The sequence below is a fragment of the Synechococcus sp. W4D4 genome, assembly GCF_047716805.1.
Taxonomy (GTDB): Bacteria; Cyanobacteriota; Cyanobacteriia; order PCC-6307; family Cyanobiaceae; genus Vulcanococcus.
This window is the reverse complement of sequence record NZ_CP180404.1, coordinates 428,176-446,889: the sequence shown is the minus strand read 5'-3', so window position 1 is coordinate 446,889 and position 18,714 is coordinate 428,176. Positions and strand designations below refer to the sequence as shown.

At 63.4% G+C, this 18,714-nt stretch carries 17 protein-coding genes and 1 tRNA gene; 11 read left to right on the top strand and 7 right to left on the bottom strand.

Annotated elements, in window-relative coordinates; genetic code table 11:
- Positions 1-28 precede the first annotated feature (28 nt).
- Both ACLM42_RS02495 and ACLM42_RS02490 read left to right on the top strand, forming a co-directional pair.
- Positions 29-1,024, top strand: coding sequence for a ribose-phosphate pyrophosphokinase (locus ACLM42_RS02495; RefSeq protein ID WP_247911488.1), 996 nt, complete (start codon positions 29-31; stop codon positions 1,022-1,024).
- The gene (locus ACLM42_RS02490) at positions 1,021-2,166 is read left to right on the top strand and encodes a glycoside hydrolase family 10 protein (protein ID WP_415399627.1); all 1,146 of its coding nucleotides are present in this window, start codon (positions 1,021-1,023) and stop codon (positions 2,164-2,166) included. The genes ACLM42_RS02495 and ACLM42_RS02490 overlap by 4 nt, the downstream gene beginning before the upstream one ends.
- Here ACLM42_RS02490 and pepN read toward each other — a convergent pair.
- The 3 genes from pepN to ACLM42_RS02475 form a co-directional block, all read right to left on the bottom strand.
- Entirely contained in the window at positions 2,163-4,871 is a 2,709-nt protein-coding gene (gene pepN, locus ACLM42_RS02485) for an aminopeptidase N (protein WP_415399626.1), read from the bottom strand. The two genes, ACLM42_RS02490 and pepN, sit on opposite strands and share 4 nt — an antisense overlap.
- A 257-nt stretch (positions 4,872-5,128) precedes the next feature.
- Entirely contained in the window at positions 5,129-5,536 is a 408-nt protein-coding gene (locus ACLM42_RS02480) for a cAMP phosphodiesterase (RefSeq protein WP_415399625.1), read from the bottom strand.
- A 58-nt stretch (positions 5,537-5,594) separates the two neighbouring features.
- Positions 5,595-6,131, bottom strand: a complete 537-nt coding sequence (locus ACLM42_RS02475; protein WP_415399624.1) for a hypothetical protein — start codon at positions 6,129-6,131, stop codon at positions 5,595-5,597.
- A 256-nt stretch (positions 6,132-6,387) separates the two neighbouring features.
- On the opposite strand from ACLM42_RS02475, the gene ACLM42_RS02470 reads away from it, so the two are divergent.
- On the top strand, positions 6,388-7,506 hold the full coding sequence (locus ACLM42_RS02470; protein WP_415400114.1) for a histidine kinase: 1,119 nt from the start codon (positions 6,388-6,390) through the stop codon (positions 7,504-7,506).
- A gap of 124 nt (positions 7,507-7,630) precedes the next feature.
- A tRNA-Glu gene (locus ACLM42_RS02465) sits at positions 7,631-7,703 on the top strand.
- A 106-nt stretch (positions 7,704-7,809) separates the two neighbouring features.
- On the opposite strand, the gene ACLM42_RS02460 is transcribed toward ACLM42_RS02465, so the two are convergent.
- The gene (locus ACLM42_RS02460; protein ID WP_247911947.1) at positions 7,810-8,280 is read right to left on the bottom strand and encodes an SRPBCC family protein; all 471 of its coding nucleotides are present in this window, start codon (positions 8,278-8,280) and stop codon (positions 7,810-7,812) included.
- Positions 8,281-8,514: 234 nt separating this feature from the next.
- Between ACLM42_RS02460 and ACLM42_RS02455 the strand changes: the two genes are divergently transcribed.
- The 7 genes from ACLM42_RS02455 (at position 8,515) to ACLM42_RS02425 (ending at position 15,831) form a co-directional block, all read left to right on the top strand.
- Positions 8,515-9,690, top strand: a complete 1,176-nt coding sequence (locus tag ACLM42_RS02455; RefSeq protein WP_247911493.1) for a phycobilisome linker polypeptide — start codon at positions 8,515-8,517, stop codon at positions 9,688-9,690.
- A gap of 115 nt (positions 9,691-9,805) precedes the next feature.
- Complete coding sequence (gene zwf / locus ACLM42_RS02450; protein WP_415400113.1) at positions 9,806-11,329, top strand: glucose-6-phosphate dehydrogenase; 1,524 nt, start codon at positions 9,806-9,808, stop codon at positions 11,327-11,329.
- 39 nt (positions 11,330-11,368) lie between these two features.
- Positions 11,369-12,673, top strand: a complete 1,305-nt coding sequence (locus ACLM42_RS02445) for a glucose-6-phosphate dehydrogenase assembly protein OpcA (RefSeq protein ID WP_415399623.1) — start codon at positions 11,369-11,371, stop codon at positions 12,671-12,673.
- A gap of 8 nt (positions 12,674-12,681) precedes the next feature.
- Complete coding sequence (locus ACLM42_RS02440; RefSeq protein WP_415399622.1) at positions 12,682-14,043, top strand: cobyrinate a,c-diamide synthase; 1,362 nt, start codon at positions 12,682-12,684, stop codon at positions 14,041-14,043.
- Positions 14,044-14,045: 2 nt separating this feature from the next.
- Positions 14,046-14,648, top strand: a complete 603-nt coding sequence (locus tag ACLM42_RS02435) for a histidine phosphatase family protein (protein ID WP_415399621.1) — start codon at positions 14,046-14,048, stop codon at positions 14,646-14,648.
- 67 nt (positions 14,649-14,715) lie between these two features.
- Positions 14,716-15,135, top strand: coding sequence for an acylphosphatase (locus tag ACLM42_RS02430; protein ID WP_247911497.1), 420 nt, complete (start codon positions 14,716-14,718; stop codon positions 15,133-15,135).
- Positions 15,136-15,144: 9 nt separating this feature from the next.
- Positions 15,145-15,831, top strand: a complete 687-nt coding sequence (locus ACLM42_RS02425) for a GAP family protein (RefSeq protein WP_247911498.1) — start codon at positions 15,145-15,147, stop codon at positions 15,829-15,831.
- Here ACLM42_RS02425 and ACLM42_RS02420 read toward each other — a convergent pair.
- Genes ACLM42_RS02420 through crtE form a run of 3 tightly spaced genes read right to left on the bottom strand, consistent with a single transcriptional unit; the run spans position 15,824 to position 18,709 of the window.
- Positions 15,824-17,293, bottom strand: a complete 1,470-nt coding sequence (locus tag ACLM42_RS02420; RefSeq protein WP_415399620.1) for an ATP-dependent DNA helicase — start codon at positions 17,291-17,293, stop codon at positions 15,824-15,826. The genes ACLM42_RS02425 and ACLM42_RS02420 overlap by 8 nt on opposite strands.
- Positions 17,286-17,774 carry a divergent PAP2 family protein gene (locus ACLM42_RS02415; RefSeq protein ID WP_247911500.1) on the bottom strand — a complete coding sequence of 163 codons (489 nt, stop codon included), beginning with the start codon at positions 17,772-17,774 and terminating at the stop codon, positions 17,286-17,288. The genes ACLM42_RS02420 and ACLM42_RS02415 overlap by 8 nt, the downstream gene beginning before the upstream one ends.
- Positions 17,771-18,709: a geranylgeranyl diphosphate synthase CrtE gene (gene crtE, locus ACLM42_RS02410; protein ID WP_415399619.1), complete on the bottom strand. Its 939-nt coding sequence runs from the start codon at positions 18,707-18,709 to the stop codon at positions 17,771-17,773. Before crtE ends, ACLM42_RS02415 begins: the two co-directional genes overlap by 4 nt.
- Between the last annotated feature and the right edge of the window lie 5 nt (positions 18,710-18,714).

The following is an 18,714-nucleotide window of genomic DNA, read 5'->3' as shown; positions in this document are numbered from 1 at the left end:
GGAGTTCTACCGTCCAGCCAGCGGCCCCGTGACCAGTTTCCTGACCGCAGAACGGGTCGATCAGGCGAGCATGGGCCACGACACCAAGCGTCTGCGGCTATTCAGCGGCACCTCAAACCAAGCCCTCTCCCGTGAGATCGGGGCCTACCTGGGCGTCCCGGACGGTCCCCGGGTAATCAAACGCTTTGCCGATGGGGAGCTCTACATCCAGATCCAGGAATCGATCCGGGGCTGCGATGTCTTCCTGATCCAACCCACCTGCGCTCCGGTGAACGATCACCTGATGGAGCTTCTGGTGATGGTTGATGCCTGCAAACGGGCCTCCGCCCGGCAGATCACCGCTGTGATCCCCTACTACGGCTATGCCCGGGCGGATCGCAAGACCGCTGGGCGCGAGTCGATTACCGCCAAGTTGGTGGCCAACCTGCTGGCCAAGTCCGGCGTGGATCGGGTCCTGGCCATGGACCTGCACTCAGCCCAGATCCAGGGCTATTTCGATATTCCTTGCGACCACATCTACGGCTCCCCGGTGCTGGTGGACTATCTCTCCGGCCGGGACCTGGGGGATGTGGTGGTGGTCTCCCCGGACGTCGGTGGCGTGGCCCGGGCCCGGGCCTTCGCCAAGCAGCTCAATGACGCGCCCCTGGCGATCATCGACAAACGACGCTCCGGTCACAACGTGGCCGAGAGCCTGACGGTGATCGGTGATGTGGCCGGCAAGACCGCGATCGTGATCGACGACATGATCGACACCGGCGGCACGATCTGTGCCGGTGCTCGCCTGCTGCGCCAAAACGGAGCCACCCAGGTGCTGGCCTGCGCCACCCACGCCGTCTTCTCCCCTCCAGCGGTGGAACGGCTGTCAGAACCCGGGCTGTTTGAGGAGGTGATCGTCACAAACTCCATCCCCCTGAGCGATGACCGCCGCTTCCCCCAGCTTCAGGTGCTCTCGGTGGCCAACATGCTCGGTGAAGCGATCTGGCGCATCCACGATGAGAGCTCGGTGAGCTCGATGTTCCGTTGAGATCAGGCCTGAAGCGCAGTCTGGCCATCGGGGCCAGTCTGTTGCTCTCAGGGCTGCTGGCACCCCTGACCGCCCTGGCGAAGGACCCCGAGCCCAGGCGCATCGGGGTCTGGCTCACCAACAGCCCAAGCCCGCTCTATTACACGAAGCAACGGATCAACGCGGCCGTTGAGGAGCTCAGTGCAGCTGGCTTCAACACCCTCTACCCCAACGTCTGGAGCCGCGGCACGACCTTCCACCGAAGCCGCTGGGCGCCGATGGAACCAGCCCTGCTCCAGAGCGACCCCAACCACGATCCGATCTGCCGTTTCACCGAAGCCGCCCACCGGCGCGGCCTGCGGGTCATCCCCTGGTTTGAGTACGGCCTCATGGAGCCGGCGGATGCGGCGGTTGTCGGCCAGCATCCGGAATGGGTTCTGCAGAACAGAGCCGGCCGCAGCAGCGTTTCGATGCACGGCAAGGACATGGTCTGGCTCAACCCCGCCCACCCTGGGGTACGGAAGCGCTTTCTCGGGCTGATCGGCGAGATCGTGCAGCGCTGCAAGGTCGATGGCATTCAGCTCGATGACCACTTCGCCTGGCCCGTTGAACTGGGGTACGACCCCTACACCCGCCAGCTCTACCGCCAGGACACAGGACAAGACCCTCCCGAGCTCCACACCGACCGGGCCTGGATGAACTGGAGACGCCGGCAACTGACAGGCCTACTGCGGGAGCTGCGCCGCACGCTGAAGGAAAGCGGCCAGGGCAGTCCCTACGTCAGCCTCTCTCCGGGACCGTTCCGCTTTGCCTACAACCACTGGCTACAGGACTGGGAGATCTGGGCCCTGGGGGGACTGATCGATGAGCTGGTGGTGCAGAACTATGCCTATTCCCTCTCCGGCTTTGAAAAGGATCTGCAGCAGCCCGCGCTGACCAAGTCCAGCAGCTGGGGCATCCCAGTTGAGATCGGCATCCTGGCGGGCTTTGGCGGACGCACCACGCCGTTGCCGGACCTGAGTGAACGGGTCAAGTTGGCCGCCGCCCGCGGCCACGGAGTCATTTATTTCTACTGGGAGGGCCTATGGGGGGCCCATGCCGGTCCGGAGGGAGCCGCCCTACGGCGCGAAGGCCTGAAGCAGCTCCACCAGGCCCTGCCCTAGGCCAACTGCAGGCACTGATCCACCACTTCCCGGCTGTTCGGGGAGAGGGGCGCCGCGGACAACTGCTTCAGCGCCTCCAACATCCGTTCGGAACGCTCAGCGCCATAGCTCTGCCAACGGCTAAACACCTTGGCCATCCGCGAGGCCGTGATCGGATTGCGCTGATCCAAGGCGGCGACCTGCTCAGCCATGAAGCGATAGCCACGGCCATCGAGCGCATGGAATTGGCTGACATTGCTGGCAAATCCCCCAAGAACCGCCCGCAGGGAATTCGGCGCTGCCGGATCAAAGCGCGGGTGATCCATCAACTCCCGCACGCGCCTGACCCCATCGCCGAAGGGAGTGGCGGCCTCCAGGCCAAACCAGGCATCGAGGATCACGGGCTTGTCCTGCCAACGGTCGTGGAAGGCCCGCAGTGCCGCACTGCGCTCAGCACTCTCCATGGACTGCAGGGCCCGCAAACCAGCGCGGGAGAGGGTCATCGAGGGGCCGGACACCGCCGCAGCCGCCTCGGCGCGAACCCCTGCATCACCGGCCGCCACCCGCCAACTCCAAACGGTGGCCGTGAGGTCCCGGTCACCCACCCCTTCAGGCCAGCTCTGCTGCCATTGACTGCGGCAGGAGGCCAAGACCGATTCGAGGGGATCCTTCAGCTCCTCACCCAACCGGCTGCGCAGGGCCAAGACCGCCTCAAACAAGGCCGGCGGGTCGACCGTCCCGCTCTGGGCCAAGGCCGCATCCTCCAGCTCCGGCAATCCGGGGAAGGCCATCAGGGCACTGCGGTACGAATCCCCCAGGTCCCCTTCCAGCAGGATCCGCTCAAAGGCGGCCACCAAGCCTTCTTCCAGCTCATCATTGATCGAACCTGAAGCTCGCTCGAGCAGGGCCTGACGCAGCAAAACCTGGCCGGCATCCCAGCGGGCAAAGGATTCGCTATCGCAGGCCAGCAGGTGCAGCAGCTCGTTGCTGGGGCGCTCCATCTCGACCCGCACCGGGGCGGAGAATCCGCGGGGCAAGGACACCGCCGGTGGGTGGGAATGGGCCTCGAGCCCCACGAACAGCAGTTGCTGCTCCTCGCGGTCGATCACGAACAAGCGACTGGCACTGCCCCACTCGGCAGAGAGGCCTGCTGCTGCAACGTCTTGGGCGTGCTCCCCGGGCAACTGGAGCGGCAATGAATCTCCGCCTTGCCCCACCAGGCCCAGCACCAGGGGGATCACCACCGGTTCTTTCTGAGGTTGACCAGGTGTGGCCGAAGTGCTCTGACGAATCGTCAGCTGCAGGGTGCCGGCGTCGCCATCCCAGTGACGCTCAATCTGCAGCTGGGGCGTGCCCGCCTGGCTGTACCAGCGGCGGAACTGCTGAAAATCAAAGCGGGGCAACGCCGCGCCCGCAGCCCACGCTTGCTCAGCGGCATCCTCCATCGCCTGAACGAAGTCCTGGCAGGTGGCAGCGGTGCCGTCATGACGGCTCACATAGAGAGCCATGCCCCGCATGAACGTCTCCTCTCCCAGCAGGGTGTGCAAGACGCGGATGACTTCAGACCCCTTCTCATAAATCGTCGTTGTGTAGAAGTTGTCGATCGCCTGGTAGTGATCCGGCTGAATCGGATGGGCAGTCGGGCCGGCATCTTCGCGGAACTGGGTGTTGCGCAGCAGCGCCACATCCTCGATGCGCTTCACCTCCGGTGAATGCAAATCCGCCGTGAAACTGGCATCACGGAACACCGTCAGTCCCTCTTTCAAGGAGAGCTGGAACCAGTCCCGGCAGGTGATGCGGTTGCCCGTCCAGTTGTGGAAGTACTCGTGGCCGATGACGCTTTCGATGCGCTCCAACTCGGCATCGGTGGCCGTCTCAGCATCCGCCAGAACCAACTTGGAGTTAAAGATATTGAGACTCTTGTTCTCCATCGCGCCCATGTTGAAGTGGCGCACCGCAACGAGGTTGAACTCGTCGAGGTCGTACTCGAGGCCGTAGCGACTCTCATCCCAGGCCATCGAGCGCTTCAGCGAAGCCATCGCATGGGCCGTGAAGGGAGCATCCCCAGGCTCAACATGAATCCGCAGCTGAACCGTCCGGCCGCTGCAGGTGACGAATTGATCGCGCACCTCCTCCAGGGCACCCGCGACCAAGGCGAACAGATAGGAGGGCTTGGGGAAGGGGTCGTCCCAGACGGCGTAGTGACGACCCGGCTCCCCCGGAAGCAAGCCCGTCTCCAAGCAGTTGCCGTTGGAGAGCAGCACCGGGCAGCTGGCTTGATCCGCTTCGATGCGCACCCGGAAACGACTCAGGAGATCAGGGCGATCCGGATGGAACGTGATCCGCCGGAACCCCTCGGCCTCGCATTGCGTCGTGAAGAGGCCACCGCTGACGTAGAGACCCTCCAGGCTGGTGTTGGTCTGGGGCTGAATCTTGACCCGGGTACGCAAGCGGCAGGCCGCTGCCGGTGGTGCGAGCAACACCAACTTGCTGCTCTCCAGGCGGTAGGCCTCGGCAGCGAGAGGCTGGCCATCGAGCTCAATCGAGAGCAGCTCCAGTTGCTCCCCCAAAAACTCCCAGGGAGCCGCATCGGATGCAGCTCCTACGGGAAGCAGCTGAAACTCCGCATCAACAATGGTGTGATCGGCATGCAGCTGGAACAACAGCTGGGTCTGCTCGATCGTGAACGGGGCCGGGCGGTAGTCAGCGAGACGAACGGTGGCCATGCGGGGGAACAATCACCAAGGAACGGGACCCTCCCAGGCGCCACGCCGCAGCCCATCTGAGAGCCGAGCAGAGCACCAAGGGGGATCGCCCATGCCCAACCATCCTGGCGAGAGAGCGCATAGGCCGCCGCCCTCCCGCTCAAGCCGCCCATGGCAGAGCCGACGATCCGCATGAGCCAAAGCGGGAGCGGGCAGCAGGATCGGCACGGGGGCTGTCACGGCGCAGGCCAGCGCTCGGACCTACAACCAGATGCGACTCAAGGCTTTTTGACTGGGGCCTTGGGTTGGGGAGCTCGAGCCTTCACCGCTTCATCCACCTTGGCCTTCACATCGGCCGGGACCTCATTGGGGCAGACCTCCACAGCACCCAGCACGGCTGAATTGATCGACCCACGGCGCAGTTCTTCAATTGAAAGGGGCTTGGTGCCCACTTGAGCGATCTGCGACTGGTGCCCGCCCTGGATCACCTGGGCGATCGTTTCCCCAGCAATCGCAACGGCCTTATCGAAGTCCGTTCCCGCCGCGCGAGCAATGCAGACGTTGAGTGCGGCAATGCGCGTGTAGAGGTTCATCTCCGCCTCGGATGCAGGGGCGGCTTGAACCGAGAGCGGTGCGAACCACAGGACCACAGGCAGGATCAACAGACCGAGACGGCTTCGAGTCACTCGCACTGGCGGAAGCAGCATTCGTTGTTCAATCCTGCTGCATCAAGGCGCCCTGCCTCTAGCTATCGCTACTTAACGGGGGCCCCGCCTCTTCAACCCGAATTTCATGGTGGGTTTCCACCAGTTCGAGGTTCCCGTCACACCAGGAATAAATGGAACGCGCCCGGAACTGGTCTTGATTCACAAGACGGATGTGCTCAAGGATGTCCCACTCCCGATAGTGCGACTCAAAAACGACCTCGTGCTCATCCACCTGGCGGATCTGGCTTTTCGTTGGTGAGCCGCAGAGGTAGCCGCGACTGCGACGCAGCTGATGGCCGCACAGGGTGGCGTCCATGGAGCCCTCGCGGACATAGCGCGGCTTGATTTCAAAGAAGTCGTATTCCTTTTCTGGCCACCAGGAGAAGCGATAACGCGGTTCAGATTCAGCCTGATCTTCAAAGGTTTCAACCCGCAGGAACATGTCTGCCCTGAGGACCTCATCATCCGGGAAAAAATATTGGCGACGCGAACGCCATAGACCCAAGTTGCGGTTGAACCATCGCCGCAAGGTCGTATCAAATTGAATACGCCCGGTCCTTGAAGCGGAAGGCACCCACGAGACCGGATGGACTCGAGTCGATAGTTCCCGATGATGGACCACTGGGACTAACCAGACAACGACTCGTCACAGTCGTCATAGCGAGGCCAGCAGCACTTGAAAAACCCCCATATCGTGAAACCACAATTTCTCCAGGTTTCACCCGCCGGTGCACTCTGCTGGGGACCCAATCCCCGACGGAAACGAGCTAATCCGTAGGCCCCCTACGGAAGGCCTTGTTGTGCCTGCAGATCCGAAGGAAACAGACCCGCTGGAGCTCGACGACGAGGACTCCCCCCGGCGGCCACATCTGAAGTTGCTACTGGTGGCCGGCACCCGTCACCGGGCCAGTGCTGATGTACGCAGCCTGGTGGCATTCCTCGAGAAGGAGGACTTTGGCTTTGAAGTCAGCCTTGAGCTGGCGGACCCTGCCCAGCGGCCTGAGCTACTGGAGCTTCATCGACTGGTGGCCACCCCAGCGCTGATCAAGCTGGAGCCAGCACCCAAGCAGGTGTTTGCCGGAAACATGCTCCTGCAACAGCTGCGCAATTGGCTGCCCCGCTGGCAGCAGTTGGAGGTGGTGAGCGGACTGGGCATGAGCCTTAGGCCCGCGGAAAGCGACGGCAGCCGCACCCAACGGGAACTGCAACTGGAAGACCAGGTCTTGGTGCTACGCCAAGAGAACGAAACGCTGATCGAGCGCCTTCGGGGGCAGGAGCGTCTGCTGCGGATGGTGGCCCACGAACTGCGGACACCTCTGACGGCATCAAAGCTGGCTCTCCAAAGCCTCAACCTCGGACAAATCGATCAGACCCGCTTCCGAGATGTCCTCGATCGCCGGCTCGATGACATCGAACAGTTGTCCAAAGACCTACTGGAAGTCGGAACGACGCGCTGGGAAGCCCTGTTCAATCCGCAGCGCATTGCCATGGGCCCCACGGCCGCCGAGGCCATCCTTGAACTGGAGAAACGCTGGGTTGGCCGAGGTCTCGAGCTGATCACCGATATCCCAAGCGACCTGCCGGATGTCTACGCCGACCAACGGCGGATGCGTCAGGTCTTCCTCAACCTGCTGGAGAACGCCTTCAAGTACACCCCAGATGGGGGCCAGGTCCGAATGGCGATCTTTCACCGGACCAGCCAATGGCTTGAGGTCAGCGTTTGCGATTCCGGCCCAGGGATTCCCGTCGATGAACAGGAACGAATTTTTCAAGATCGCGTGCGGCTGCCGCAGACCTCCTCAACCACCTCGGGGTTCGGGGTGGGGCTATCGGTCTGCCGGCGCATCACCGAAGTGCATGGCGGCCGGATCTGGGTGGTTTCAGAGCCGGACGAAGGGGCCTGCTTCTACTTCACCGTGCCCGTCTGGGACGGCCAAGGGGCCAGTTGAGTTGCAGGACATGACCTTGATTGACGAAGGGCCCCTCTGACCCGTAATTTCTTTCCATCGGGCGCGCCTCTCAAACGGCAAGCGCTGCAAGGGGAAACGTTTTTTCCTTGTTATCCGAGTCCTAGCCCCCATCGTCTAGAGGCCTAGGACACCTCCCTTTCACGGAGGCGACAGGGGTTCGAATCCCCTTGGGGGTATCCAGAGAAGAGCGGCTTCGGCCGCTTTTTTTGTGACTACTTTTGCGCGCAACTGCCGTGCAATCGAGCGATCCAAAGACGGAGAGACCGCAGTCTCAATGGCCGGTCAAGCCAAGGCTTCTCGGCGCTGCGCCTCAGCTTGAACCGCACGCAAATTGGCAGCCAGGTCTTCCTGCAGGCGTTGCTCAATCAGTCCGATCGGCATACCGACGCAGCCCTGGACCGTGAGCTCATAGAGCAAGGTCGTGGTCTGGCCGTCCGATCCAATGGTCCAGGCACCATCAAAGCGGCGAAAATCTCCCTTCAACAGCGTGAAGGTGAGCTGACGGTCCTCAGGATGCTCTGTGAGTTCAAGCTGCACTCGAGCTTTGAATTGCATCCCCATGAACCGCTGAGCTCCCTCCTGCTCCAGACCGACCACAGCACCCCGTCGCCACAGCAAACGGGAGATTTGGAGATTGGGAATGAATTGACTAAGCCGGTCGTAATCGGTCAAGACCGCCCAGATCCAGCTCGGATCGATGGCGAGTCGAAGCTGAACCGCAAGCCGGCGGGTCCCCCCCGGCAAACGCTCCATGTCCTGCTGAATGGTGTCAAGCGAGCAGGCCCCCTGCCCTGAGGACGCTGCATCCAGCGTTTCGCTCAGCGCAAAGGTCGAATCCGGTGGCACCGACAACTGGGTCAAGGGTTGCGCCGGGGGTGGCTCACGCTCAAGAAGCGTCAACCTAACTCGCTCCGGAATGCAACGGAGGCCGCTCGAAAACCAGAGGATTACCTATGATCGCGCGCGTCCTCAGGGCAGAAGAGATCCATGCGTGTTTCGACCGCTACATCCAGCCTCAGCGACTCACGCATGTTCACGGTGGTCCTGCAGGGGTTCGGCAGTGCCCGCTCCCGCAGGACGAATCGAACCATCAACGTTCCCTTCTCTCGCCTGCAGGCACTGATGCAATGCATCAGTCAGATCGGTGGAACGATCGTTTCGGTCACCCCCTCCGGCGACGCCCCTGTTGCCTCTGCCCCAACGCCCGCGGCCAAGCCTGCCCCTGCCGCCGCGGCCAAAAAAGCCCCCGCTAAAAAAGCTGCTTCTGTGACACACGCTGCCGTTCCGGTCAATCTCTACAAGCCCAAGACCCCTTTCCTGGGAACCGTTACCGAGAACTACAGCCTGCTGGGTGAAGGTGCCATCGGTCGGGTGAACCACATCACCTTCGACCTCAAGGGTGGCGATCCACAGCTGCACTACGTCGAAGGCCAGTCCATCGGCATCATTCCCGATGGTGAAGATGCCAACGGCAAGCCCCACAAGCTGCGCCTCTATTCCATTGCCAGTACTCGCCACGGCGACAACCTGGCTGATGACACCGTCTCCCTCTGCGTGCGCCAGCTGCAGTACGAGAAGGACGGCGAAACCATCAACGGTGTCTGCTCCACCTTCCTCTGCGACATCGAACCGGGCTCCAAGGTGAAGATCACCGGACCGGTGGGCAAGGAAATGCTTCTGCCGGAAGACGAGGACGCCAACATCATCATGTTGGCCACCGGCACTGGCATCGCACCGATGCGCACCTACCTGCGGCGCATGTTCGAAGCCAATGAGCGAGAGAAGAACGGTTGGAACTTCCGCGGCAAGGCCTGGCTGTTCATGGGTGCTCCCACCACCGCCAACCTGCTCTACGACGACGATTTCAACCGCTACGAGCGTGAGTTCCCCGAGAACTTCCGCTACACCAAGGCGATCAGCCGCGAGCAACAGAACGCCAACGGCGGCCGGATGTACATCCAAGACCGCGTCAGCGAGAACGCTGATGAGATCTTCGCCATGATCGAAGACCCCAAGACCCACGTCTACATGTGTGGTCTGCGTGGCATGGAACCCGGTATCGACGAAGCGATGACCACCGCTGCGGCCGCCAAGGGCCTGGACTGGTCCGAACTGCGTCCCAAGCTCAAGAAAGCCGAGCGCTGGCACGTCGAGACCTACTGAGCCAAAACCTCAGGTCAGCCTTTGCTCAAAAGCCCGCCTCGGCGGGCTTTTTTTGTGACTTCTCGATGCGTAGCCCAAGAACCGCCGTTAAACCATGGGCACGCGCGCATTGCCCATGCCGGCCCAACAAACAAACCCTCTGCGGGTAGGCCTTCGACAAGAGCGCGTCATCTCACCCCAGTGCCTGGTGATCTTCGGCGCGAGCGGTGACCTCACCCATCGCAAATTGATCCCAGCACTGTTCGAGCTCTTCAGGCAACGTCGACTGCCGAGTGAATTCGCGATCCTCGGCTGCGCGCGACGGCCCTGGAGTGATGAGGACTTTCGAGCGCGCATGGCCGAGGCGATGGCCAGCGAGATCCAGCAACACCAAAGCGCCTGGGAACAATTCAGCGGTTGCCTGTTCTACGAGCCAGTCGACCTGCAAAAGGACGAGGACGTCGTGAAGTTGGGGTCACGGCTGGAGACCCTCGATCGGCTCAAGGCAACCCGCGGCAACCGCACCTTCTATCTCTCGGTTTCACCAGCCTTCTACGGCAGTGGTTGCCGGGCGCTCGCCAATGCTGGCCTGCTCCAGGACCCCAGCCGCAGCCGGGTGGTGATCGAAAAACCGTTCGGGACCGACTACAGCAGTGCACAAAGCCTGAACCGGGTCGTTCAAAGCTGCGGCCAAGAGTCCCAGATCTTCCGCATCGACCACTACCTGGGCAAAGAGACCGTTCAGAACATCCTGGTCTTGCGCTTTGCCAACGCCATCTTCGAGCCGATCTGGAACCGGAACTACATCTCCAGCGTTCAGATCACGGCGGCGGAAACCGTCGGCGTCGAGGAGCGGGCCGGCTACTACGAAACCAGTGGGGCCCTTCGGGACATGGTTCAAAACCACCTCACCCAGATGCTCGCCCTGACCACCATGGAGGCACCGGGCCGTTTCGACCCGGAGGCCATCCGCAACGAAAAGGCGAAGGTGCTCCAAGCCGCCAGGCTTGCCTATGAGGACGAACCCTGGAAATGCTGCGTGCGCGGTCAGTACAGCCGCGGCGGCAGCCCCGCCAGCCCGTTAGCCGGCTACCGCCAGGAGCCGGGGGTGAACCCAGAGAGCACCACCGAGACCTATGTGGCGATGAAGCTCTTCATCGACAACTGGCGCTGGCAAGGGGTGCCCTTCTACCTCCGCACAGGCAAACGTCTCCCGAAACGTCTCTCCGAAGTCGTGCTGACCTTCCGCAAGGCCCCGGTTCAGCTCTTTGATGCGGCGGGAGGCACCCCAACCGCCAATCAACTGGTGCTGCGGATCCAACCGGATGAAGGGGCTGGCTTTGTCTTTGACGTCAAAGCGCCCGGATCGGGAATGCGCAGCCGGCCCGTCGACATGCACTTCAGCTACGACGAAAGCTTTGGTGAACCCTCCGATGAGGGCTATGTCCGCCTACTCGCCGACGCGATGCTCGGCGATCCAACGCTCTTTACCCGCAGCGACGAGGTGGAGGCAGCTTGGCGGCTCTACACCCCTCTGCTGGAACTCATCGAGGACGCCCCAGCCCGCCTTCCGGTCTATCCCTATGAAGCCCGGACCTGGGGCCCTGCCGCCTCCGATTCACTGCTGGCCGAGGACGGACTGATGTGGCGACGCCCGTAATCCCAGCGCACTTCGACGTTCTGTTCTTCAGCGATCCCCATGGCTCCCCAACTCACCCTCCAGGCCCCGATCGAAATGTCTCCCCAGGAGGTCCCGGCCTATCTCAACCGGCTCTGGAGTGACCACCTCCAGGACTCCAACGGTGCCTCCACCTTCACCCTGGTGGTTTGGGAGCCCTCCTGGCTGCAGCAGCAACTGATTCGCACCGGCCGTGCGGACGGCCCCCTGAGCGGACTCCTCAATGATGAGCTGCTCGAGGCCGCCCGGCGGGCCAGCAGTGAGCTGGGTCTTCCCACTGGCACGGCACCGACTGCTCCCCAGTTGGCCTGGGCCCTGGGACAACAGCCCGGTGCGCACCGCTTTGAGGATCTGCGGGGACAATTCGTCGACCGCGCCATCAGCGCCCACCAACCCAGACGCCTGATCACCCTGGCCCCCACCTTGGCCGAGGATCAACAGTTGCAATCCATGGTGGCGGCGTATTGCCCTCTGCCAGAAGAGCGCGGCACGAACAACGATGCCTGCGGTGATGTTGTGGTCCTGCGCGGGGGCATGGGCGCCATGTCCCAAGGCCTGTCGATGCTCCAGGAGCTCATCCCCTCCGACCTGCCCTGCTGGGTCTGGTGGAACGGGAGCATGGATGAATCGCCTGAGCTGCTGGAGGGCCTCGCGACGGTGCCACGCCGTTTGGTGGTGGACAGCTCCATCGGCGAGCCCAGACGCTGCATTGATCTGCTCGCCCAGCGCATTGCCCTGGGACAAGCAGTCAATGACCTGAACTGGTTACGGCTGCGGACCTGGAGGGAGTCGTTGGCGATGGTCTTCGACCCCCCGAGCCGCCAAAAAGCCCTCGACCAAGTGGTTCAACTCGACATTGATGTCGAAGGCCAGCATCCAGTGAAAGGCCTCCTGCTGGCCGCCTGGATTGCCGATCGACTCGGATGGCATCTCGTAAGCAGCTTCTGGGTTGAGGGCACAGGCCCAGAAGAGCGTGGAATCGGTGCTGAATTCCAGCGCTCCGATGGTCAAAGCGTTCAATTCCGGCTGATGCCGGTCCCCGTCGGGGTGAGCAAGGTCCATCCCGGGGCCCTGGTCGGCCTGCGGTTGATCTGTGCCCCGCCCAATCGCTCTCCCCTCTGCGTGATCCTCTGCTCGGAATCGGGAGGCTGCATGCGCCTTGAGGCCGGTGGTGTCGCCTCGATGGAACTGGCCGAGGATGTCGTTCCTCTGCCCAATGAAAGCGAGGAGATGGAAATGGCCCGCTTGCTCGGGGGGGGCCATGACAGCACCAACCCGCTGATGGCTGCGGCCGTCGCCCTAGCTGCCAAGCTGCTGCCCAGTTAGGAAGCCCCATGCCCTGCCTGATTGCCGCTCCTGCCAGCGGCAGCGGCAAGACCCTGGTGAGCCTCGCCCTCGCCGCCCTGGCGCGCCGCCGCGGCCTCAGCCTGCAGACCTTCAAGGTGGGGCCGGACTACCTGGACCCCCAGCTGTTGTCCCTGGCCAGTGGCCGGGCGTGCCGGAACCTCGACGCCTTGCTCTGTGGAGGCCCCTGGCTGCAGCAAACCTTCCAGCGTCATGGCAGTCAAAGCGACCTCTGCCTAGTCGAGGGGGTGATGGGGCTCTTCGATGGCAAGGGGCCCTCAAGCGAGGGCAGCTCGGCCCACGTGGCCTCAATGCTGCAACTGCCCGTGGTGCTGGTGGTGGAGGCCAGCAGGCAAGCAGGATCCTTGGCCGCTTTGGTGCGGGGCTTCCGGGACCACGACCCGAGCTTGACCATCGCTGGGGTGGTCCTCAACGGGGTGGGGAGTCCCCGCCACGAGGCGTTGCTGCGGGAGGCCCTGGCCTCGATTGCCATGCCAGTTCTCGGGGCCCTGCCAAGGCACACCAGCCTGGAGCTGCCCTCCAGGCACCTGGGGCTCCTACCGGCCCATGAACTCGAGGATGTCCAGAAGCGCCTGGAGGCCTGGGCGGAGCTGGCCCAAAACCATCTCGATCTCGAACGGCTCTGGCCCCTACTGAACGCGCCTGCCCCAGGCGATCCAACACCAGCAACACCGGCTCGAGCAGGCACCCCCGTCAAGGTTGCTCTGGCCAGCGACGCCGCCTTTCACTTCCGCTACCCCGAGGCGATCGAGCTGCTGGAGCAGAACGGATTGGTCGTCGAGACCTGGTCGCCGTTAGCCGATGAACCTCTACCGCCGGATTGCCATGGCGTCATCCTCCCCGGGGGCTATCCAGAACTGCATGCGAAAACCCTGAGCAGCAGCAGCCGGAGCCTCGCGGCCCTGCGGCAGGCACGGGATGCAGGTCTCCCGATCTACGCCGAATGCGGTGGCTTGTTGCTGCTTGGAAGCGACCTGGAGGATCAACAGGGCGTCCAGCACGGGATGGCGGGGCTCCTGCCTTTTCAAGCCCGGCGGGGAAGCCTGAGCCTGGGCTATCGCCAAGCCTCCCCCCGTTGCGATGGCTTAGTGGTTCGCCAGGGCGAGACGCTCTGGGGCCACGAGTTTCACCGTTGGCAACTCGATCGTGACAACCCAAGGGAGACCAGCCTCTGGGATCTGGAGGGCTGGGGCAGTCCGTCGCGCAGCGAAGGCTGGGGTGATGGCCAGCTCCATGCCAGCTGGCTACACCTGCATTGGGGCGGCTGCCCGGCGATCCCAGAGCGCTTTGCTGCCGCCGCCCGCCGAGCCTCACCCCTGGTCGCTGAATAACGATGGCCTCTCTGCACCTTTGGCTGCTGCGCCACGGCGCCACCGAATGGGCGATCAATGGACGCCATACCGGCAACACCGACCTGCCCCTGTTGCCCCAAGGCGAAACGGAAGCACGCGCACTCGCACCAATCCTGGCCAAGCAGACCTTTGCCGCTGTGTTGAGCAGCCCGCTGCAACGGGCCAGACGCACCTGCGAGCTAGCCGGGCTGAGCCATCAGGCGCAGATCGAACCGGATCTGAAGGAATGGGATTACGGCGACTATGAAGGGCTGACCACCCCCGAAATCCGAGTCCAGGTCCCCGGATGGACTGTCTTCAGCCACCCCTGTCCCGGTGGCGAGAGCAGCGATCAGGTGCAGCAGCGCTGCGAACGGGTGATTGAGCGCGCCAGCCAGTATGCCAGCAGCGCCCAAGCAGAGAGCTGCAATGTGGCGCTCTTCGCCCATGGCCACATCCTGCGCAGCCTTGCAGGCTGCTGGCTGGGCCAAGGCCCCGCCGGAGGGGCCCAGCTGGTCCTTGGGACAGGCAGCTTCTGCGTCCTGGGGTACGAAAGGCAAAAGCGAGCCCTGATCCACTGGAATGCTCCGGTGCTGCTGGCCTGAAGACCGCTGTAGCCGAAAGCCCAAACCCGTGCCACCTTGAAGACATCAAGCCTTCGCATGGGGGTGGATGAATCAGGAGGACAGCTCAAGCCGTCGGTCAGGTCCACCGGGCTGGCTGATCGCCGATACGCGGCCCCTCAACCGAGGGAACCGCACCGCGAAAGTGCGGCAGTGGGTGCGCCAGGAACAACGTCACCCCAGCCAGAGCGCACTGCGCATCGAGCGCTGGCAGCTGCAGGTCCGCGGACGTGTCCAGGGCGTCGGCTTCCGTGAGAGCTGTAGCCGCAAGGCCAAGGACCTCGACCTCAGCGGATGGGTGAGGAATTGCCCCGATGGGTCGGTGGAGGTGCAAGCCGAGGGTCAGCCCTATCAACTCACCGAATTACGCCTCTGGTGCGAGCGGGGACCCAGGGGTGCCGAGGTGCTGAGCGTGAGCCAAAGCCAACTCACTCCCCTCAAGGAAGACTGGTTCGAAATTCGCCGCTAGCGCTGGCCGATGACCAACGGGACCCTCTGGGCCGAATTACTGGCCTATGGCAGTGGGATCGCCCTCAGCCCTCTCCATATCGGCCTGCTGCTCCTGCTGCTGCTGGGACCCAACCCGCTGCGGCGCGGGGGGCTTTTGGTGCTGGGCTGGATGCTCACCGTGACCGCCCTGGTGGTGCTCATGCTGACCGTGGGTCATGGCCTCCTGCTCACGATGGAGAAAGGCACCAGCCATAGAACAGGCCTGGATTTACTTGCAGCAGGGGCCTTATTGGCCCTCGGTCTCAAGGAGTTACTGGAGAGCAAGGAGGAGGGTTCTGAGGCCCCCGGCTGGACCCGGCAGCTCGATCGCTTCTGCGCCATGCCCTTGCCCCTGCTGCTGGGGGTGAGCTCCGCTCTAGAGGTGATTAGCCCCGACGACCTCTTCCTCTTTGCCAAGACCGCCTCGGCCCTGTTGGCCTCAGGCCTAACCCGCTTGCAAGAGACGCTGTACACCGGTGCCTTCACCCTGGCCTGCAGCACCGCACTGCTGCTGCCATTCCTGGCGGTGCTGATTGGCCGCGAGCAGGTGCTCCCCCTGCTGGAGCGGGTCAAGACCCTGCTCTTCAACAAAGGGGATCTGCTGGTGGGCGGACTGAGTTTGGTTCTGGCGGGATACCTCGGCTGGCAAGGTATCGAAGGACTGCAGCTCAGCTAGCGGGCTTTAGCCAACGGCTCCAGCGCTCGCGATCCTGGGCCGCTCCGGTGCTCCCCAGACGGTTGTCGGCACTCAGCCAAACCGCCTGGGAGGCGCGACTGACCGCCACGTAGACCAACTGGCGCCGCAGGGTGTCGTCACTGGGCCAGAAGACGTCACCGGCGATAAAGACCTCCCCAAAGGTGCTGCCCTGGCTGCGGTGCACCGTCAGCACCGCAGCGGGCCCAAGGGACGCAAAGGCATCGCGCACGAGGAAGTAGCGACGCCAGAGGCTGCGGCCCTGCTGCTTTCCTGCCTCCCGGGCCTGGAGGCGCAGGGAGCGGAGCACGCCATCAAGGATTTGACGGCCCGCGCTACCCACTGGCGGCAGCAGGCGCAGGGTCAGCCTGGTTTCACCGGCCTCCACCTCGGCATTGAGGGTGTCGATGACGGCTGGGGTTAAACCATCGCCGACGCCGACCCCAAAGTCCGCCAGATCGCAACGCTCAGGAGTGACATCGCGGACCACCAATTCGCGGTTGGAGCCCAGCAGCATGTCGGGCTCCTCCGCGGCCTCTTCCCCAGCCCGGCAGGCCGGTGCCATCACCGCCGAGCGGGTCATCAACACCTCACCAGGGAGCACGGGAAGTTGATCGGCCATCTCGCCATGGATGGCACGCCGTGCCAGCGGGACCAACTGCTCGAGGGCGCGGTTGGTGTAGCAGAGGATCCTGGCGTGATCAGGGTTATCGAGCTCCGCCCCCCGCTTGAGAGCCGCCTGGGCTGCCTCCAGCCACTGGGAACGGGGCAAAACCGCCACTTGACCCTGGGGATCTCGAACCAGGCCTAGGGCTGGCGGCTGACGGCAAGGAAGATCACCGCTGCGCAATCCAGTGGCGAGCTGCAAGACCGGTCCTTGATGGCGCACCACCTCGCTCAAGCTGGCCTGGACGGAGCGGCCCATCGAAAACACGGGGCTCTCTGGTTCCCCCACGGGGGGGAGCTGGGCTGGATCCCCAACAAACACCAAACGGGTCTTGAAGGGGTGGGCGCAGCGCAGGGCAATCTCAAGCAGCGCGCTATCGACCATCGACGCCTCATCGATCAGCACCAAGGAGAGGTTCTCGAGGGATCCAGCGGTCTGCTCGGTTTCCTCGCAACGCTCCAGATCCCCTTGGCGTTTGAGCTTCAACCGCAGCAAGCGATGGATCGTGCTCGGATACCAAGTGGGCTGAAGGTCGGCCCAGGAGAGCTGCTGACGCAACACGCCGACCGCTTTGTGGGTGGGCGCCACCACGGTCCAGCACCAGTCCCTCTGCTCCACCAAAGCGAGCAGATGACAGGAGAGAAAGGTCTTCCCCGTTCCGGCAAAGCCACTGAGGACAAACGGAGTGCCGTCGTAAGGAGCCTTGAGCCAACGCTCAAAGGCCTCGGCCGCCGCGGTCTGGCCTCTGGTCAGCCCCTCGCCTGATCCCTCAGCCAATCGCCATCAAGCCCCAGTGGTGGGCCAGCGTTAAGGGAGAGCCCACCAGCACCAGCCCAGGCAGGGAGACCAGGGGGCCCATCAGGCTGCCGATCAGCACCTCCAAGGGGGTGTGACCAAGCTTTTCCTTCAACGGGGGCAGAGCTTCAGTGGAATCACTCAAGGCATTCACCCGAGCTGCGGTTAAGCCCGCGGAGTAGCGGACATGGGACGCGTCGTAGAGGACCACAAAACACATCGTTGCCGCCAGGGCGAACAGTCCGGAATCAAACCCCTGCTGCCAGCCCAGCCCAGCGGCTGTACCGGTGAGCAACGCTGAATGGCTCGAGGGCATTCCCCCGGTCTCCACCAACACCTTGGGGTTCCAGCGGCGATGGACCACCAACTCAATCAACAATTTGGAGAACTGGGCTGTGCCGCAGGCCGCAAGTCCCCACCAGAGGGCCCCGTTATCCAACAGAGCCACCAAGGGAGCGCTCATCGATCCCGGCTGGTGATGTAGTCCGCCAGGGCCAGCAAGGGGGCAGCCGATCCGTTGCGATTAAACGGCTCCAGCGCTTGCTTGGCTTCCGCCACCAACGCATCAGCCCGCTGGCGCGACTCCTCCAGGCCCAGAAGTTTTGGATACGTGGTCTTATCTGCAGTCAGGTCTTTGCCAGCGGTCTTACCCAGCACCTCGCTGCTGGCGGTGACATCAAGGATGTCATCAATGATTTGGAAGGCCAGGCCGATCCCGCGGGCATAGGTGGTCAGGGCCGCCAGGAGTTCGTCGGAGGCGCCGGCAATCAAGGCCCCGGTCAGCACGCAGGAGCGCAGCAGCGCTCCGGTTTTGTGCAGATGGATGTACTCGAGGGTCTCGAGATCAACGTCCTTGCCTTCGCATTCCAGATCCACCACCTGGCCGCCCACCAGTCCCGGGGCACCGGAGGCCAACGACAGCTCTCCAACCACCTTCAGCAACTGCTCGGCGGGGACGCCGGGGCTGCGCAGAGCCACCATCTCGAAGGCCCGAGTCAGCAGGGCATCCCCCGCCAAGATGGCGTTGGCCTCGCCATAGACCTTGTGGTTTGTGGGCCGCCCGCGTCGCAGGTCGTCGTTGTCCATGGCCGGCAGGTCGTCATGGATCAGCGACATGGTGTGGATCATCTCCAGGGCCACCGCTGTCGGCATCGCCAAGGCCGTATCACCGCCGGTAAGCTCACAGGCCGCCAGGCAGAGGATCGGACGGAGGCGCTTCCCCCCGGCCAGGAGTGAATAACGCATGGCTTCCCGGAGGCTCTCGGGCCGCTCAGGTCCAAGGGAACCATCGAGGGCTTGTTCCACCAGCTTCCGGGATCTCTCCAGGTAGGAGGCGAAATCAAAGTGGCCAGGCTCCCCCGTGGAGGTGCTGTCAGTCGTCGTCACCGCCGCGCTCATGGGAG

Excerpts from the sequence above, each read along its gene's own strand:
- ACLM42_RS02435 (WP_415399621.1), top strand. The coding sequence starts at position 14,046 with ATGGCCTCTCTGCACCTTTGGCTGCTGCGCCACGGCGCCACCGAATGG.
- crtE (WP_415399619.1), bottom strand. The coding sequence starts at position 18,709 with ATGAGCGCGGCGGTGACGACGACTGACAGCACCTCCACGGGGGAGCCT.
- pepN (WP_415399626.1), bottom strand. The coding sequence starts at position 4,871 with ATGGCCACCGTTCGTCTCGCTGACTACCGCCCGGCCCCGTTCACGATC.
- ACLM42_RS02430 (WP_247911497.1), top strand. The coding sequence starts at position 14,716 with ATGAATCAGGAGGACAGCTCAAGCCGTCGGTCAGGTCCACCGGGCTGG.
- ACLM42_RS02425 (WP_247911498.1), top strand. The coding sequence starts at position 15,145 with ATGACCAACGGGACCCTCTGGGCCGAATTACTGGCCTATGGCAGTGGG.
- zwf (WP_415400113.1), top strand. The coding sequence starts at position 9,806 with ATGCCGGCCCAACAAACAAACCCTCTGCGGGTAGGCCTTCGACAAGAG.
- ACLM42_RS02455 (WP_247911493.1), top strand. The coding sequence starts at position 8,515 with ATGCGTGTTTCGACCGCTACATCCAGCCTCAGCGACTCACGCATGTTC.
- ACLM42_RS02440 (WP_415399622.1), top strand. The coding sequence starts at position 12,682 with ATGCCCTGCCTGATTGCCGCTCCTGCCAGCGGCAGCGGCAAGACCCTG.
- ACLM42_RS02460 (WP_247911947.1), bottom strand. The coding sequence starts at position 8,280 with ATGGAGCGTTTGCCGGGGGGGACCCGCCGGCTTGCGGTTCAGCTTCGA.
- ACLM42_RS02445 (WP_415399623.1), top strand. The coding sequence starts at position 11,369 with ATGGCTCCCCAACTCACCCTCCAGGCCCCGATCGAAATGTCTCCCCAG.
- ACLM42_RS02415 (WP_247911500.1), bottom strand. The coding sequence starts at position 17,774 with ATGAGCGCTCCCTTGGTGGCTCTGTTGGATAACGGGGCCCTCTGGTGG.